The sequence below is a fragment of the Sphingopyxis sp. genome, assembly GCF_965279725.1.
In the GTDB taxonomy this organism is placed as follows: Bacteria; Pseudomonadota; Alphaproteobacteria; order Sphingomonadales; family Sphingomonadaceae; genus Sphingopyxis.
This window is the reverse complement of sequence record NZ_CBDIIL010000003.1, coordinates 1276049-1289775: the sequence shown is the minus strand read 5'-3', so window position 1 is coordinate 1289775 and position 13727 is coordinate 1276049. Positions and strand designations below refer to the sequence as shown.

Sequence of the window (13727 nt, the reverse complement as noted above, 5' to 3'; positions counted from 1 at the left end):
CGCCGCGCATAGCGGTGCGCGAAGGAGACAGATATGGCCGATCATCAGGGCTTTGCCATCGTCACCGCCGCGCTCCATGCGCTGACCGAGGCCGCGGTCGCGGCGATCCTCCCCGGCACCGCGGTGCAGATCGGCCCGCCGCGCGCGGCCGGTGCGGGGGCTGCCAGCGACCCCGCGGTCACGCTCACCCTCTATCACCTCGCCGCCAATGCGGCGTGGCGGAATACCGACCAGCCCGCGCGCGATCCCGGCGGGGAGCGACTGGCGAGTATGCGGCTGCTCGGCGCGCTCGCCGCGGCGTTTGCCGATCATGCGTTGCTGACCCGCGCAATGCTGGCGGCGGTCTGCGCGGCCGACGGCGGCTATCCCGAGCTCGCGGCGCCGGGCCGGGTCACTCCGCTGCCCGCCGAGCCGGTCAGGCTGACCCCGCACTATCCCACCCCGACCGACGCCGCGGCGCTGTGGTCGGGCCTGTTCGCGATCCCCCACCAGCCCTCGCTCCACCTGATCGCCTCACCCGTCCTCATCGCCGCCGCCGACCCGCCAAGCCCGTAATGCCACCGGGACATCGCACGGTTTGACAAGCGTTGCCGAATTGCCTTTCCTGCCCGCGCCCATTGCTTGCGAGCCGCCTGATGACCGACGCCGTTTCCGATCCGCGCACCGCGGCGCATTTCCGCCGCTATCGCCGCGACGCCGTGCTGCTGCGCCGCCCCTATCCGCCGCACCGCGGGCGGGTGACGCACAGCAAGTTCGGCGGGCTGCCCAACCTGCCCGCGCATCACCCCTGGCCGGTCACGTCAAAGGGGGTGCCGCTGCATTTCCTGGCCCAGATCGATTGCGCCGACATCGGCTTTGCGACCCCGCTGCCCGATCGCGGGATGCTGTTCTTTTTCGGCCGCGACGATGAGGAACAGATCTGGAATTACGAAGGGTCCGCCAGCGACGATTGCCGCGTCCTTTATGTCCTCGACGCCTTTGCCGCGACGCCGCCGCGGCCCGCCCCGGCAGACTTGCCACCGATCGGCGGCGGCCATCAGCCCTACACTGCGTGGAGCGATTATCTGCGCAACGGCGAACCTGGCCCCAATGTCCATGTCGAATGGCCGATCGATCCGGTGCCGATCGACAGCTGGCCCGACGCCGACCCCAACTCACTTGCGGAGGCGGCCGGCGATTGGCGCGCAAAACTGATCGGCTATCTGCGGCCCGCCCCCGAAAAGACCTGGCAGGACCGCGAGATCCAGCTGCGCGATTACGGCGCCGAGCTGGAGGCGTTACGCACCGAAACCTTCGCGCGGGCGACCGGGCAAATTTACGAAGGCGAGCCGAGCTACAAGCTGAAAGGAAAGGCCGCGAGCGCGATCTTCTTCCACGCGGAGACGGGGCCGCAGGCGTATCCGCAGCGCTGGATCGCGGTCCATTATGCGGCGCGCGCCATCCTACACCGCCCGACGATCCTGCTGGGGTCCGACCCCGCGCTACAGGCCCAGCTGTTCACCCGCGCCGATGCCTGGCTGAAGCGGTCGAACGCCGCGGGGATGGATGCCCCCGTTCCCGAAAGCGATCGCGCCGAATTTCGCGCTTGGCTGGAGGGTGTGCGCGATCCCGCCATCGACGGCCCGCTGAGCATGGGCACCGAACGCGTCATATTCGCCTCGCTGGTCGCCACAATCCGCACCTACGCCGGCGACCGCGGTCGCGCCGCGCATCTGTCGGACCATAGCTATGCCGCAATGCGCTTTTATTTCAGCGGCTTCACCTCGCTGGGGACGAAGTTTTCGCAGATGCTGGGGCATGCCCCCTCGGCGCAGGAACCGCTCGCGCTGGACGATCCCACCGTGTGCCTGCTTAATTTCGCGAGCGAGGATGCGCTCGGCTGGATGTTCGGCGACGTCGGCAACGCGACCTTCTGGATTGCCCCCGACGATCTGGCTCGGCGCGATTTCACCAAGGTCTGGGCGACGCTCGCGGGGCATTGAACCCTTTTCCCCGGCGCCGCGCCATGCTTCAACGCGCGTCCGAAAAAGGACGAAGGAGCCGTGATCCGATGACCACCCCGCCGCTTGTTCCGACCGGCCCCGACGCCGACGCGACGTTCTACCACGGCACCCGCGCCGACCTGGCCGTCGGCGACCTGCTCGCGGTCGGCTGGGGCAGCAATTTTCAGGCAGCGCCGCTGTCGTGGATCTATTTCTCGGCCGCGCTCGAATCGGCGATCTGGGGTTGCGAACTCGCGGCGGGTGACGGGCGTGAACGCATCTATATCGTCGAGCCCACAGGCGACTGGTTCGACGACCCTAACCTAACCGACCAGAAATTCCCCGGCAACCCGACCCGCAGCTATCGCAGCCGGTCGCCGCTGCGCATTGTCGGCGAGGTCGAAAGCTGGACCCCGCACCCACCCGAAGTGTTGCAGGCGATGAAGGCCAATGTCGCCCGGCTGAAGGCTGACGGCGCGACGATCATCGACTAACCGCACGGGCAGCGGCGCGGAACTATGCTCGCCACCGCGGGTCTATCAACCAGAGGGGTAAGCAAGCCACCCCACATGTCTTGCACAGAGCCCCATTGGAGAGACCTTGATGAAAAAGATGATGATGATCCCCCTCGCCGCGGCGACCGTGCTGGTCGCGGGCTGCGCCTCGAACGGCCTTTATGGCGGTGTTGGCGCCGGGGCCGGGCGCTATGACGATGGCGGCTATGGCTATTACGACCGCGATACCTACACCCAATATGGCAATTACGACTATGACCGCCCCGACCCGCGCCACGGCGGCTATTATGCGGACAATTATTACCGCAGCGACCGCCGCTACAAGGAACGCCGTCTGTCGAGCAACGACCGCGTCTATCGCGGCCGCGACAATAAATATTACTGCCGCCGCAATGACGGTTCGACCGGGCTGATCGTCGGCGGCATTGCCGGCGGCGTCGCGGGCAACGTCATCGCGCCGGGCGGGTCGGAGACGCTGGGCACCGTGCTCGGCGCGATCGGCGGCGCGGTTGCGGGCCGGGCGATCGAGCGCAGCGGCAATAACAACGACGTGCGCTGCCGCTAGTCAGCGCGGCTAGGCGCCGATCTCGGCGGTCGCGGCGCGTTCGATCGCGGCGCGCCAGCTGCGCTGTACCGCCGCGCGAACCCGACATCGGCCAACCACGGCTGCCCGTCTATTTTCACCCGCACCACCCTATGCGTGCGCGGGCTGGGCGGCGCATCGTCGGGCAACATCCGGCGCACCCGGCCCAACAGCCCTTCGGCATCGAAGCCGATCGCGTTGAGCACCGGCAGGAACAGATCATTTTGTTCGAAACAATAACCACCGCGGCGCCGACCGATCAGCTTGGCGTCCACCGCGGCGGCGCCGATATCGATCCCTACGCCCGTCAGTGCGTCGATCGCCTCGAACGTGATGGCATCGATATGGGCCGCCTGGAGCGCGGCGAGCACATCGAGCGTTGGCGCGACCGGACCACCATAGCCCCCCGCGCCAGATAGCGGGGCAGCAAAGGCGCCGCTTCCGAGGGCGCCGCAGTGTCATCGTCGGCGTTTGGCATATGGGAAGCGGGATCGTGTAACATCGGCAAAGACTCCATTCGCGAACCAGCTGCGGACGCTGAACCAGCTGCGGACGCTTATGAAAGCTCAACCCCGGTTGAGATCAAGCCTTGTGATCGCATCGTTGCCGCCTGCCCGCTGGTCGGTGCGCATCAGCGCCTTGTCGAAGGCACCGCGACCGGCGCGTCTGACCAAGCCATTGTCGGTGCAGTCGAAGTTTCGGCAGCGGCCCGTCCCGCCGCTGGGCTTCGACGCCCTGATCATCCCCAGTTCTTCGGGAGCTTGTCATGCGTTTCGCCCTGTTCGCTATCGCCCTGATCACCTCGCCCGCCGCCGCGCAGGACGACGCCCCGATCGTCGTCATCGGCCAGCGGGATGTCGAACAACAGATCGAGTCCTTCGTCGGTGCGCTGACCCCGGCGTCGCCGCGCGGGCAAATCGCGCGCTTTGAAACGGCCGTCTGCCCCGGTGCCTTTGGCATGGCCGACGCACAGCGCGCCGCCGTTCGCGACCGCATTCGTGCGGTTGCCAAAGGGATCGGGCTCGATGTTGCCGCACCCGATTGCAAACCCAATCTGGTTGTCGTGGTCGCCGCCGACAAGCCCGCATTCCTCAAGGCGTTGGGCAAGAAGCACTATTATATGTTCGGGGACCGGACACCGACGCAGGTGCGCAAAATCATCGCCGAACCCGGACCTGCAACAGCGTGGCAGATTCAGACGACGGTGAACGGCGATGGCCGACCGATCTCCAACGAGGGCGATACGCCGATCAACCGTTCGACGCGCAGCCCGTCGCGCATCACCGCCGCGGCCCGGCCGGCCTTCATGGCGGCGGTCGTCGTCATCGAAAGCGGCGCCCTCGAGGGATTGTCGACCACGCAGTTGGCCGACTATGCCGCCATGCGCGCCTTTGCTCGCATCGATCCAGCGCGGATCGATGCGTCGGGGCCCGCAACGATCCTGCGCGTGCTCGACGCCGCTGCCGACAGCGAGGTACCGATTACCTTGACCCAATGGGATTTTGGCTTTCTCAAGGGGCTTTATTCCAGCCCCAACAACCTCTACGCCCCGTCGCAGCGCTCCGAAATCGGCCGCGCGATGGAACAGGAACTGGAAAGCGGCGATGGCGGCACGGCGCCGCGCCCCGTCGGCTCCTGATGATGGGCAAAGAGATTATGAGAGCATATGGCAGCGGGTGAAGCTTTGGATATCGACGCCGCGAAGAAGCGGCTGGCACTGGCGTTACGACCGCGCATCGCGCTGGTCGCTCTGACCAGCTGCGCGCTGCAATTCCCGGGCAATGCCGAAGATCGCATCGCGGTGAGCGACCGCGTCGCGCACGCCGATGCGGCAGGTCCCGACGCAGAGGCGTGGAGTGCGAGCACCGTTGCCCGCGTCACCGCGCTAGATAATGATCCCGAAATACGCGCCCTACGCCAACGCCTGTTCGATGTCGGCGTCAAATCGGCGTTCGAGGGCAGCCATGACGCGGATGGGCTGTGGACCAGTCTGGTGCTGCGCTGCCCGCGCGAGCGACTCGCAGCGCTCGAAACGCTCGCCGCCGATGATGCAGCGATCCCGCCCGTCGCGCGCGACGAGGCGTCGTCGAAATTCGTCATCTATATCCTGCGCAACCACCATCAAGAGTGGCAGGAAAACCGCAGCAAGCTGCCCGATGTTGGCGACAGTCCGTACACCCCGTCCGAGGAATGGGACCTGCTCGTCGGCACCTGAGGATCCACCCATGACCCCCGCCTTCGTCATGATCGATGATTTCGCCGCCGACCCGCACGAACTGCGGCGCCAGGCGCTGGCGCTCGGCTATGACGAAAAGGACGGTCAGGCCAATTATCCCGGGGTCGTGTCGGCGCGCGCGCTGCCGATCAAAGGGCTCGACGACTATGTCTCGCGCATCGTCGGCACCGCGGTCGTCGGCGCCCCGGGTACCCTCCACGGCCATTGCCGCCTGACGCTGAAGGGTGATCGCGGGCGCAGCGGCGTCCATATCGACCCCGCTTTCTATTCGGGCATCCTCTACCTCAGCCTGCCCGAACATTGCCGCGGCGGCACCGATTTCTACCGCCACCGCCGCACCGGACTCGACCGCGTGCCGGCGACCCGCGACGGCATCGTCGCTGCCGGATATGATGACATCAACCAGCTGGTCGGCGACGTCGTGAACCGCGATACCGCCACCCCGGCGCGTTGGGAGAAAAGCTTTACCGCGCCGATGCGTTGCAACCGGCTGATCCTGTTCAGCCCCTGGATGTTCCACAACAGCGCGGCGGGTTTCGGCACCACTCCCGCCGACGGCCGGCTCGTCTATCTGATGTTCTTCGCCGCCGCACTGCAAAGCTGACGCCAAGCGAAGAACGTGATTCGACTCTCGCGGTCAATGAGAACATAATGGGAACATTATCCGATTCGGAGGAAGGATGGTGTCACCGATGTTTCGATATTTCCTGGGCTTTCAGGTTCCCACCGACCGCGCCGGCTGGCTGGCGCGGCAGTTGCCGTCGGTGTCGGGCGATCTGTTCGCCGGGCTGAAACCACAGCTCTATCATCTGACGCTCTGCACGATCGACGAGACGCAAGTGCCGCACCCTTTCCTGCGACAGCGTGTCGCGAGCGCTTTCGAGGCGGGACTGCCCGCCGCAAGTTGCATTCCCTTTGGCCGCATCGTCAGCAAGGATGCAGGCGCCGAACTCGTCACGGTCGGCAGTGTTGCGAACATTCGCCTGTTCTACGAGGCGCTCGTTGCGCACCTCGCACCGTATGAGATCGCCCCGTGGTACCGCCGGTCGGGCCTTCGGCCGCATATCACGCTCGGCTATGGCAAGCACCCGTTCGACCCGGTGCCGGTCGCGTGGAACTGGATTCCGCGCGAACTCGTCCTGATCGAAAGCCATGTCGGTCACGGTCGGCACCGTGTCCTTCAGCGCTGGCCCTTGCTTGCACCGGCACAGGCCGCTTTCGACTTCATGGACGACGCGCTACCGTCACCTCTGCGCTGCGCCGCTTAAGCCTCGAGTTTGTGATCGAGGGTGATTTCGCAATCGAGCAGCTTCGACACCGGGCAGTTCATTTCGGCTTCCTTGGCGATTTTTGCGAATTCTTCGGCGCCGATCCCCGGCACCTTGCCGGTCAGCGTCAGCGCCGACTTGCTGATTTCGAAACCGCCCTCGATCGCATCGAGCGTCACCTCCGCGCTGGTTTCGAGCGTGTCGCCCGAATAGCCGGCGCGCGCGAGCCCGAATGACAGCGCCATGGTGAAGCAAGCCGCGTGCGCTGCCGCGATCAGCTCCTCGGGATTGGTCCCCGGCAAACCTTCGAACCGCGTCCCGAACCCATAGGCCTGCTTGTCGAGCACCCCCGACTTGGTCGTGATCGACCCTTTGCCTTCCTTGCCAAAGCCTTCGTAACGGGCGGATGCGCGATTGACGGTCATGGGTGTCTCCTTGGGAAAGCGGACGGATTGGGACTCGGGGCGGTCAGCCTAGCATGCGCCGCGCGAATGACGAAAAGACGTCAGCGCGGCACTCCGGCCTTGTCGAGCTCGCCGCCCAATCGCCCGGTCAGCCACAGCCCCCACATTTTGAAATCGGCGGCGAGGCTCCACAGCGGATAGGTGAAGGTTGCTGGCCGGTTCTTCTCGACCCCGAAATGCGCCGCCCAAGCGAAAAAATAGCCTGCCAGCGGCAGCGCGATCAGCCACGCCCAGCGCCCGCTCACCAACGCCGCGATCGCGATCAGCAAGACCAGGCTGGTCCCGACATAATGGAGCGCCCGCGTTGACGCCTTGCTGTGCTCGCGCAGGTAAAAAGGCCAGAATTCGGCGAAGGTCGTATAGAGCCGGGGCATGGCGGGAGGATGCGGCGGTTTCGCCAGAGGGTCAAGCCGGCGGCGCCAAAGCCCGCCGCTACCCGCGCTTGAGCCGGACCAGCGCGCTGTCGAGCGCCTGCAAAAATTGCGACCGATCGGCTTTTGAAAAGGGCGCAGGCCCGCCGATCTGGTCGCCCCCGGCGCGCAAATCGGCCATGATCGCCCGCGTCGCGATCGCCGGGCCGATTGACGCCATGGTAAACGGCTTGCCCGTGTTCGCCAGCACCGTCGCCCCCGCTTTCAGCGCGCGGTCGGCGAGCAGGATGTCGGCGGTGATCACCACGCTGTGCGCATTGGCCGCCTCGGCGATCCAGTCGTCGGCGGCGTCGAAACCGTCCGACACGACGATCCGTTCGATCAGCGCATGATCGGGGACGCGCAGCCGGCTGTTGCTCACCACCTTCACCGGCACCTCGTGCCGCCACGCGACGCGATAAATTTCGTCCTTCACCGGACAGGCATCGGCATCGACGAGGATCTGTATCACATCGGACATGGGGATAATGGTCAGCCGACCTCGACGCCCTTCCAAAAGGCGATGCGGTCCTTGATCTCGGCCGCGGCATCCTTGGGATCGGGATAATACCAGGCGGCGTCTTCGTTCACCCGGCCGTCGACGGTGACATGATGGTAGCGCGCAGTGCCCTTCCACGGGCAAAAGCTCGTCGTCGCGCTGTCGGACAGCACGGCGGCATCGACCGCGCCGCGCGGGAAATAATGATTGCCCTCGACGACGACCGTCGCGTCGCTGTCGGCGATGGCCGCGCCGTTCCATATTGCCTGAACCATGATCGCCTCCTGCCTCGCGCGCGCTCGGCGCGGTTATTTCTTCATATTCTCGAGCCCCGCGACCACCCCGACCTTGGTCGATGGATTGCTCGCATTCTGCTTCGCGGGCTTTTCAGCCTTGGGCTTGCGGACTTCGCGGCTCGATTTCTTCTGGCTCTTCGCCATGATCATACCTTTGCAAGGCGGCGGGCGCCTGTGCCCGTCGCCTTATGGCTTAGGCGCTTTGCGGGCTCGCGTCGCCTGTTATCCCGCCAGCCCGTCCCACAAGAGCTTGGCGCCAAGCAGGACCATCAGCAGATAGATCAGGACATAGAAACGCGCCCCGTCGATCCGTTTCAGCCAGCGCACGGTCAGCAAAGTCGAAACGATCGCCAATGGCATCAGCAATCCGGCCGCCACCAGTACCTCATGCGGAAAAGCGCCCAGCGCGATATAGGCAGGCACCTTCATCCAGTTGATCGCGGCGAACAGGATCGAACTGGTGCCGACGAACACCAGGTGCGGCAGTCGGCGCGGCGTCACCCACATCTGGAACGGCGGCCCGCCCGCATGCGCGATCTGGCTGGTGAAACCGGTCGCGACACCAAACAGACTGCCGACCCAGCCCGGCGATGTCGACGCCGCAACAACCCGCCCGCCGCGCTCGACCCACAGCCGGTAAACCCCGAACGCCAGCGTGATGGCGCCCAATGCCGCCATCAGCTTCGCCTCGTCGACGCGCTCGGCGTAAAAATAGCCGGCGGCGATGCCGACCGCGGCGCCGGGCAACATCCAGCCGATGATCCATCCGTCCCACGTCTTGCGGAACGACCAGACGCTGACGACGTCCTGCACGATCAGGATCGGCAGCAGCAGCGCCGCGGCAATCGTCGGCGGCAACACCAGCGCGACGAGCGGCGTTGCCAGCGCGCCGACCCCCGACAGGCCGCCCTTGGCGAGCCCGAGCAGCACCACCGCGATCGCAACCACGAGCAGCGTGAACGGATCGGACAGCAGGCTCATTCGGCAGCCGGTTCCGGCACATCAGGCAACCGCCAGTCGATCGCCCCCCGGCCATGCGCCGCCAGAAAATCATTGGCTTGGCTGAACGGCCGCGAGCCAAAAAAGCCATTATGCGCCGACAAGGGCGAGGGGTGCGGCGCGCGCAGGATCAGGTGCGGACTGCCAGCGCCCAGCCCCACGACATGTGCCGCCTTCTTCTGCGCATGGCTGCCCCACAGGATGAACACCTTGGGCGCCGGATCGGCGGCGACCGCCGCGACAACGGCGTCGGTGAACTTTTCCCACCCCTTGCCCTGATGCGACGCCGCCTGCCCAGCCTCGACCGTCAGGCAATTGTTGAGCAGCAGTACGCCCTGCTCCGCCCAATGCTGCAGATTGCCGTGCGCACCGCGCGCGATGCCCAGATCGCTCGACATTTCCTTGTAGATGTTGACCAGGCTCGGCGGGGTACGCACCCCTGGCTGGACCGAAAAGCACAGTCCATGCGCCTGCCCCGGCCCATGATAGGGGTCCTGCCCGAGAATGACGACGCGCACCTCCTGCGGCGGGGTCGCGTCAAGCGCCGCGAACCATTCGCGCGGCCGCGGATAGATGACCTTGCCCTTGTCGCGCTCGTTCGCGAGGAATGTCTTGAGCGCCGCCATATAGGGCTGCTCGAACTCGCCGCCGACGCGTGCGAGCCAGTCGGGATGCAGTTTGACCTCGGCCATCCGCGCGCTTCACCAGAGGAGCGTCGGCTTGTCCAGCCCCAGCCGAAAGCAGCGCGAAGCCCCGGCGCAGAAGCTAGGGCTCAGCTACCCGATATCTGCTCGGTTTCGGACACACTACCGTCACCCCGGGCTTGACCCGGGGCCTGCCTTGTCTTTCCTTGCGACGATGGAACGCCACCCCTGCGTCTATATTCTCGCGCGTTCGTCTCACGGTACGCTTTATACCGGGGTTACGTCGAACCTTGTCCAACGCGTCCATCAGCATCGCGAAGGGACGTTCGAGGGATATACGAAAGATTATGAAATCAAGCGCCTCGTCTGGTTTGAGCGCCACGACACGATGGACTCGGCAATCCTGCGCGAAAAGCGCATCAAGCGATGGCTGCGACCGTGGAAATATAACCTGATCAACGCAATGAATCCGACGTGGCGCGATCTCGCCGAGGATTTCGGCTTTGAAGCGTTGCCGTTGGGAAGAAAGTAGGCGGGTCCCGGATCAAGTCCGGGATGACAGGTGTCGGCTTTCGACCGGTGCGGACATCCCCTATCGTCACCCCGGGCTTGACCCGGGGCCTGCCTGCCTTGAAAAAAGGCGGGTCCCGGGTCAAAAGCCGCCAGCCCCGCCACTAAATCTTCCCCCGCACGCTCAAAAACACCCGCCGCCCCAGATAATCATATTGCGTCCCGAACGCCGGCGCCTGTCCGATCACCGGCGGGGTCGCAGCCACCACAGTCGACACGCGCGGCGGCGGGGTGTCGAACAGGTTCGCGACGCCCAAAGTGATCTGGAACCGCTCGGCAACATCGCGGCTCAGCGACAGCGAGTGATAAAAGGTCGCGGGTAAGCTGACGTCGGGGCAGAACCGCCCGCCCGGACGGAAGCTCGACGTGCGGCACGCGTCGCCGCCCTGCGCACGCAGAAGATCGGCCCTGTTCGACGCCGCGCCGGTGACGTCGAGCCCGTAGAACAGCGTCCAGCCGCCCTTCATCCAGCCAAGGTTGAAATCGCCCACCCACTTCGGATTGCCGATCTTGCCATTGTCGTCGATCTCGGTGCCGGGGAACAATGCGACCTTGTCCTCGACCTGCCACGTAATCTGCGCACGGAAAGCCAGTGCGCCGAACCTGCCCAGATCCTGATCAATCGCCACCGACATATCGACGCCGCGGTTCCGCTGGCGACTGATATTGACATAACGGTCGGTCACGCTCGCGACGCTCTGCGCGTCGGGGCCCGCCGCGGTCCGCGTGAACAGGCCGCACAGCGGTTCGTTCGCGACGTCTGAATCATAACAGCCGCGCAGGATATTGCCCGCGCCGAGCAGCGTGATTTCGTCCTTCACGTTGATGTCAAAATAATCGACCGCCAGGCTGGTGCGCAGGCCGCCCCACAGCACGCCCGAAAGGTCGGGGGTCAGAATGACGCTTACCGTCTTCGCGGTCGAGGTTTCGGGTTTGAGCTGACCGATGCCGCCGCCCGACACGATCGTCGCGGGGCCAATCCCGCCGGCGAAATTCGGGCCGATGCCGTCGGCGGCGCAAGTGTCGACCACGCGCTGGCTGATCGCCCCCGCGGCGAGCCGCGCTGCAGTCTGGATGCATGGATCGATGTCCTGCTGGCCCAGGAACCCCGTCTGGTTTTCCAGGAACAGTTCGAACAGCGCGGGCGCGCGGAACGAGGTGCCCCAGGTGCCGCGGAGGCGCAGCCAGCCGGTCACCGCCCAGTCGGCGCCGACCTTCCATGTCGTATCGCTGAAACGGTCGTCCGCCCCGTCGCGGCGCGTGGCCTCGACATGGGTATAACGCGCCGCGCCCGATAACGTCAGCCGCTCGATCATTGGCACACCTTCCAGCAGCGGCACTTCGATCTCGCCAAAGATTTCCTTCGACACCGCGCGTCCTGCGGTGATCCCCGAGGTCGTGAAATTCGCGACATTGCCTGCGAGCGTCGCCGCGCCTGGCGTGTCGTTGATCCTATCGCGGCGAATGTTGACGCCAAAGGCCGTCCCGACCGGCCCGGCCGGTAAATCGAACAGCTTGCCCGTCAGCAGCGCTTCGGCCGATGTCTGCGTGAACAGAGTCCGCCCGGTCTCGCGCCCGACCAGGAAGGCGCGTTCCGCGGGCGTGAAGTCGCCGCGCAACACGCGCGGATCGGTGAAGTCGATGTCGATGCACGGCACACCGCGCACCGCGGTCGCCGTCCCGACGCACGAGCGGGTGCGCAAAGTCTGCGAAGCCAGCGCATCCTGATAGAGGACGTGCTGCGTATAGCTGGCGTCCGAACGGCTGTGCTGGCCATGGACGTCCCATTTCCACCCGCCGTCCAATTCGCCGCGAAGCCCGAGTACGCCGCGATAATAATCGACATCGGCGCGGCTTTCCGACTTCACCAGCACACGCGGGCGCAGGATGATGTTGCCGCCGAACTCGGCGTTGAACGGATCGCCCAGGTCATTCGGATCGCAATTGCTGGCCGCGGGGTTGCAGAGAAAAAGGGGCAGGAAAGACGCGCCGGTAAACTGTTCAAGCGTCAGCAACTGAACACCGTTGTTGCGCGACTTGCGGTTGCTGAACAGCGCCTCGCTATAGATGGTGACGCTGTCGGTGAGGTCATAAGCGGCGTCGGCGAAGGCGCTGATCCGGCTCACTCCCGAAAACACATCGGTTGCCTGCTCGACCGGTTCGAACTGGTTGAGCGCGCCGGTCGACGGACCATCGAAATTCACCCCGAAGAAATTGTCGGGGCCGAACACCCCGATCGGATTATAGGCGTTGATCGATATGCCAACGCCTGCAAACTCGGCGCCATATTGGCCGGCGAAAATCGCCTGGCCGTTCGGCGCGATCAGCCCGGGGCCAAAGGTCGGAAAGCCGTTTTCGTCGACCCCCGAAAAATCGCTGAACACGATGGCATTGCCCAGCGTACTGCTACAGGCCGGGCGCCCGGTGCGGAAATCGACGATGTCCGCACGGCTGCCGTCGGCTTCACGCTTCAAATATTCTTCCGAACAGAACAGGAAGCCGCGGTCGCGGCGCGTCAGGTTCTGCTGGCGGAAATAGTCGACCGTCGCGAAAAAATGACCGCGGCCAAAGCGTTTGCCAAAGCTCAAATCGGCGCCATAACTCTCGCCGCCGCTATGCGTCGGGACCGACGAAGAGCCACCCGCTTCGAACCCGTCAAGGTCGTCGCGGGTCAGGATGTTGACCACGCCCGCAACCGCATCGGAGCCGTAGATCGACGAGGCGCCGGTCTTGAGAACCTCGACGCGGCGGACGACCGACAGCGGCAGGACATTGAGGTCGAAGGGCGCGACCGACCCGCGAATCCCCGCTGGCCCCGCCCGGCGGCCATTGATCAGCACCAGCGTCCGCTCGGCGCCGAGGCCGCGCAGCGACACCGACTGCACATCATTGCCGCCATTGGCGACGAAGCGGTTCGAAATCGCCGAGGTGACCTGGATCGATCCCTGCGCCGCGGGAGTCGACCGCAGCAGGTCGGCCAGCTGCGTCTGTCCCTGGAGCTTCCCGCTGTCGGGGTCGATAACATCGATGGGATCGGGGCTGGTGAATTCGCTTTTTGCGATGCGCGATCCGGTGACGACGATGTCGTCGTCTTCTGCCTGCGCGGCCACCGGCGATGCGACGAGCGCGATCAGCGAGGCAGTGGCGGTCAGAAACACCCGGGGGCCGGTGTTCGATGTCATGGTCTTTTTCCGATTTACAAAGTTGAACTCGCCCCCCGGCCCGGAAAAAATACCGTCCCGCGCGTTTCGATATGGTTAC

18 protein-coding genes are annotated in these 13727 nt (G+C 65.3%); 9 read left to right on the top strand and 9 right to left on the bottom strand.

Annotation, left to right across the window (positions count from 1 at the left end; translation table 11 throughout):
• Nucleotides 1-33: 33 nt before the first annotated feature.
• From ACQY6T_RS15135 to ACQY6T_RS15120, 4 genes are all read left to right on the top strand, one after another.
• The gene (locus tag ACQY6T_RS15135; protein ID WP_428632065.1) at nt 34-555 is read left to right on the top strand and encodes a Pvc16 family protein; all 522 of its coding nucleotides are present in this window, start codon (nt 34-36) and stop codon (nt 553-555) included.
• Nucleotides 556-635: 80 nt separating this feature from the next.
• Nucleotides 636-1982 carry a DUF1963 domain-containing protein gene (locus tag ACQY6T_RS15130; RefSeq protein WP_428632063.1) on the top strand — a complete coding sequence of 449 codons (1347 nt, stop codon included), beginning with the start codon at nt 636-638 and terminating at the stop codon, nt 1980-1982.
• 68 nt (nt 1983-2050) lie between these two features.
• Nucleotides 2051-2476, top strand: coding sequence for an NAD(+)--rifampin ADP-ribosyltransferase (arr, locus tag ACQY6T_RS15125; RefSeq protein WP_428632061.1), 426 nt, complete (start codon nt 2051-2053; stop codon nt 2474-2476).
• A gap of 109 nt (nt 2477-2585) precedes the next feature.
• Nucleotides 2586-3062, top strand: coding sequence for a glycine zipper 2TM domain-containing protein (locus tag ACQY6T_RS15120; RefSeq protein WP_428632060.1), 477 nt, complete (start codon nt 2586-2588; stop codon nt 3060-3062).
• Here the strand turns inward: ACQY6T_RS15120 and ACQY6T_RS15115 are convergent.
• Nucleotides 3059-3451 (bottom strand): arylamine N-acetyltransferase family protein, encoded by a 393-nt coding sequence (locus ACQY6T_RS15115; protein WP_428632058.1) that lies wholly within the window; start codon nt 3449-3451, stop codon nt 3059-3061. The genes ACQY6T_RS15120 and ACQY6T_RS15115 overlap by 4 nt on opposite strands.
• Before the next feature lie 395 nt (nt 3452-3846).
• Here ACQY6T_RS15115 and ACQY6T_RS15110 point away from each other — a divergent pair, with 395 nt between their 5' ends.
• The 4 genes from ACQY6T_RS15110 to ACQY6T_RS15095 all read left to right on the top strand — a co-directional run bounded on the left by ACQY6T_RS15110 (nt 3847) and on the right by ACQY6T_RS15095 (nt 6584).
• Complete coding sequence (locus tag ACQY6T_RS15110; protein ID WP_428632056.1) at nt 3847-4719, top strand: hypothetical protein; 873 nt, start codon at nt 3847-3849, stop codon at nt 4717-4719.
• Nucleotides 4720-4746: 27 nt separating this feature from the next.
• The gene (locus ACQY6T_RS15105; protein ID WP_428632055.1) at nt 4747-5295 is read left to right on the top strand and encodes a hypothetical protein; all 549 of its coding nucleotides are present in this window, start codon (nt 4747-4749) and stop codon (nt 5293-5295) included.
• A gap of 10 nt (nt 5296-5305) precedes the next feature.
• Nucleotides 5306-5920, top strand: a complete 615-nt coding sequence (locus ACQY6T_RS15100) for a DUF6445 family protein (protein WP_428632054.1) — start codon at nt 5306-5308, stop codon at nt 5918-5920.
• 88 nt (nt 5921-6008) lie between these two features.
• The gene (locus tag ACQY6T_RS15095; protein ID WP_428632052.1) at nt 6009-6584 is read left to right on the top strand and encodes a 2'-5' RNA ligase family protein; all 576 of its coding nucleotides are present in this window, start codon (nt 6009-6011) and stop codon (nt 6582-6584) included.
• On the opposite strand, the gene ACQY6T_RS15090 is transcribed toward ACQY6T_RS15095, so the two are convergent.
• The 7 genes from ACQY6T_RS15090 to ung all read right to left on the bottom strand — a co-directional run bounded on the left by ACQY6T_RS15090 (nt 6581) and on the right by ung (nt 9944).
• Nucleotides 6581-7009 (bottom strand): OsmC family protein, encoded by a 429-nt coding sequence (locus ACQY6T_RS15090; protein WP_428632051.1) that lies wholly within the window; start codon nt 7007-7009, stop codon nt 6581-6583. The two genes, ACQY6T_RS15095 and ACQY6T_RS15090, sit on opposite strands and share 4 nt — an antisense overlap.
• An 80-nt stretch (nt 7010-7089) precedes the next feature.
• The gene (locus ACQY6T_RS15085; RefSeq protein WP_428632049.1) at nt 7090-7422 is read right to left on the bottom strand and encodes an Mpo1-like protein; all 333 of its coding nucleotides are present in this window, start codon (nt 7420-7422) and stop codon (nt 7090-7092) included.
• A gap of 58 nt (nt 7423-7480) precedes the next feature.
• On the bottom strand, nt 7481-7939 hold the full coding sequence (locus ACQY6T_RS15080) for a YaiI/YqxD family protein (protein ID WP_428632048.1): 459 nt from the start codon (nt 7937-7939) through the stop codon (nt 7481-7483).
• Between the two features lie 11 nt (nt 7940-7950).
• Nucleotides 7951-8232: a DUF427 domain-containing protein gene (locus ACQY6T_RS15075; RefSeq protein ID WP_428632045.1), complete on the bottom strand. Its 282-nt coding sequence runs from the start codon at nt 8230-8232 to the stop codon at nt 7951-7953.
• 33 nt (nt 8233-8265) lie between these two features.
• Nucleotides 8266-8397, bottom strand: coding sequence for a hypothetical protein (locus tag ACQY6T_RS15070; RefSeq protein WP_428632043.1), 132 nt, complete (start codon nt 8395-8397; stop codon nt 8266-8268).
• A gap of 78 nt (nt 8398-8475) precedes the next feature.
• Nucleotides 8476-9234, bottom strand: a complete 759-nt coding sequence (locus tag ACQY6T_RS15065) for a sulfite exporter TauE/SafE family protein (protein WP_428632041.1) — start codon at nt 9232-9234, stop codon at nt 8476-8478.
• Nucleotides 9231-9944, bottom strand: coding sequence for a uracil-DNA glycosylase (gene ung, locus ACQY6T_RS15060; protein ID WP_428632039.1), 714 nt, complete (start codon nt 9942-9944; stop codon nt 9231-9233). Before ung ends, ACQY6T_RS15065 begins: the two co-directional genes overlap by 4 nt.
• Before the next feature lie 166 nt (nt 9945-10110).
• On the opposite strand from ung, the gene ACQY6T_RS15055 reads away from it, so the two are divergent.
• Nucleotides 10111-10428 (top strand): GIY-YIG nuclease family protein, encoded by a 318-nt coding sequence (locus tag ACQY6T_RS15055; RefSeq protein ID WP_428632037.1) that lies wholly within the window; start codon nt 10111-10113, stop codon nt 10426-10428.
• Between the two features lie 142 nt (nt 10429-10570).
• Here ACQY6T_RS15055 and ACQY6T_RS15050 read toward each other — a convergent pair whose 3' ends face one another.
• Entirely contained in the window at nt 10571-13648 is a 3078-nt protein-coding gene (locus ACQY6T_RS15050; protein ID WP_428632036.1) for a TonB-dependent receptor plug domain-containing protein, read from the bottom strand.
• Between the last annotated feature and the right edge of the window lie 79 nt (nt 13649-13727).

Bases quoted from the DNA above. Each gene is read 5' to 3' on its own strand.
- ACQY6T_RS15135 (WP_428632065.1), top strand. From the start codon at position 34: ATGGCCGATCATCAGGGCTTTGCCATCGTCACCGCCGCGCTCCATGCG.
- ACQY6T_RS15130 (WP_428632063.1), top strand. From the start codon at position 636: ATGACCGACGCCGTTTCCGATCCGCGCACCGCGGCGCATTTCCGCCGC.
- arr (WP_428632061.1), top strand. From the start codon at position 2,051: ATGACCACCCCGCCGCTTGTTCCGACCGGCCCCGACGCCGACGCGACG.
- ACQY6T_RS15120 (WP_428632060.1), top strand. From the start codon at position 2,586: ATGAAAAAGATGATGATGATCCCCCTCGCCGCGGCGACCGTGCTGGTC.
- ACQY6T_RS15110 (WP_428632056.1), top strand. From the start codon at position 3,847: ATGCGTTTCGCCCTGTTCGCTATCGCCCTGATCACCTCGCCCGCCGCC.
- ACQY6T_RS15105 (WP_428632055.1), top strand. From the start codon at position 4,747: ATGGCAGCGGGTGAAGCTTTGGATATCGACGCCGCGAAGAAGCGGCTG.
- ACQY6T_RS15100 (WP_428632054.1), top strand. From the start codon at position 5,306: ATGACCCCCGCCTTCGTCATGATCGATGATTTCGCCGCCGACCCGCAC.
- ACQY6T_RS15095 (WP_428632052.1), top strand. From the start codon at position 6,009: ATGTTTCGATATTTCCTGGGCTTTCAGGTTCCCACCGACCGCGCCGGC.
- ACQY6T_RS15090 (WP_428632051.1), bottom strand. From the start codon at position 7,009: ATGACCGTCAATCGCGCATCCGCCCGTTACGAAGGCTTTGGCAAGGAA.
- ACQY6T_RS15085 (WP_428632049.1), bottom strand. From the start codon at position 7,422: ATGCCCCGGCTCTATACGACCTTCGCCGAATTCTGGCCTTTTTACCTG.
- ACQY6T_RS15080 (WP_428632048.1), bottom strand. From the start codon at position 7,939: ATGTCCGATGTGATACAGATCCTCGTCGATGCCGATGCCTGTCCGGTG.
- ACQY6T_RS15075 (WP_428632045.1), bottom strand. From the start codon at position 8,232: ATGGTTCAGGCAATATGGAACGGCGCGGCCATCGCCGACAGCGACGCG.
- ACQY6T_RS15070 (WP_428632043.1), bottom strand. From the start codon at position 8,397: ATGGCGAAGAGCCAGAAGAAATCGAGCCGCGAAGTCCGCAAGCCCAAG.
- ACQY6T_RS15065 (WP_428632041.1), bottom strand. From the start codon at position 9,234: ATGAGCCTGCTGTCCGATCCGTTCACGCTGCTCGTGGTTGCGATCGCG.
- ung (WP_428632039.1), bottom strand. From the start codon at position 9,944: ATGGCCGAGGTCAAACTGCATCCCGACTGGCTCGCACGCGTCGGCGGC.
- ACQY6T_RS15055 (WP_428632037.1), top strand. From the start codon at position 10,111: ATGGAACGCCACCCCTGCGTCTATATTCTCGCGCGTTCGTCTCACGGT.
- ACQY6T_RS15050 (WP_428632036.1), bottom strand. From the start codon at position 13,648: ATGACATCGAACACCGGCCCCCGGGTGTTTCTGACCGCCACTGCCTCG.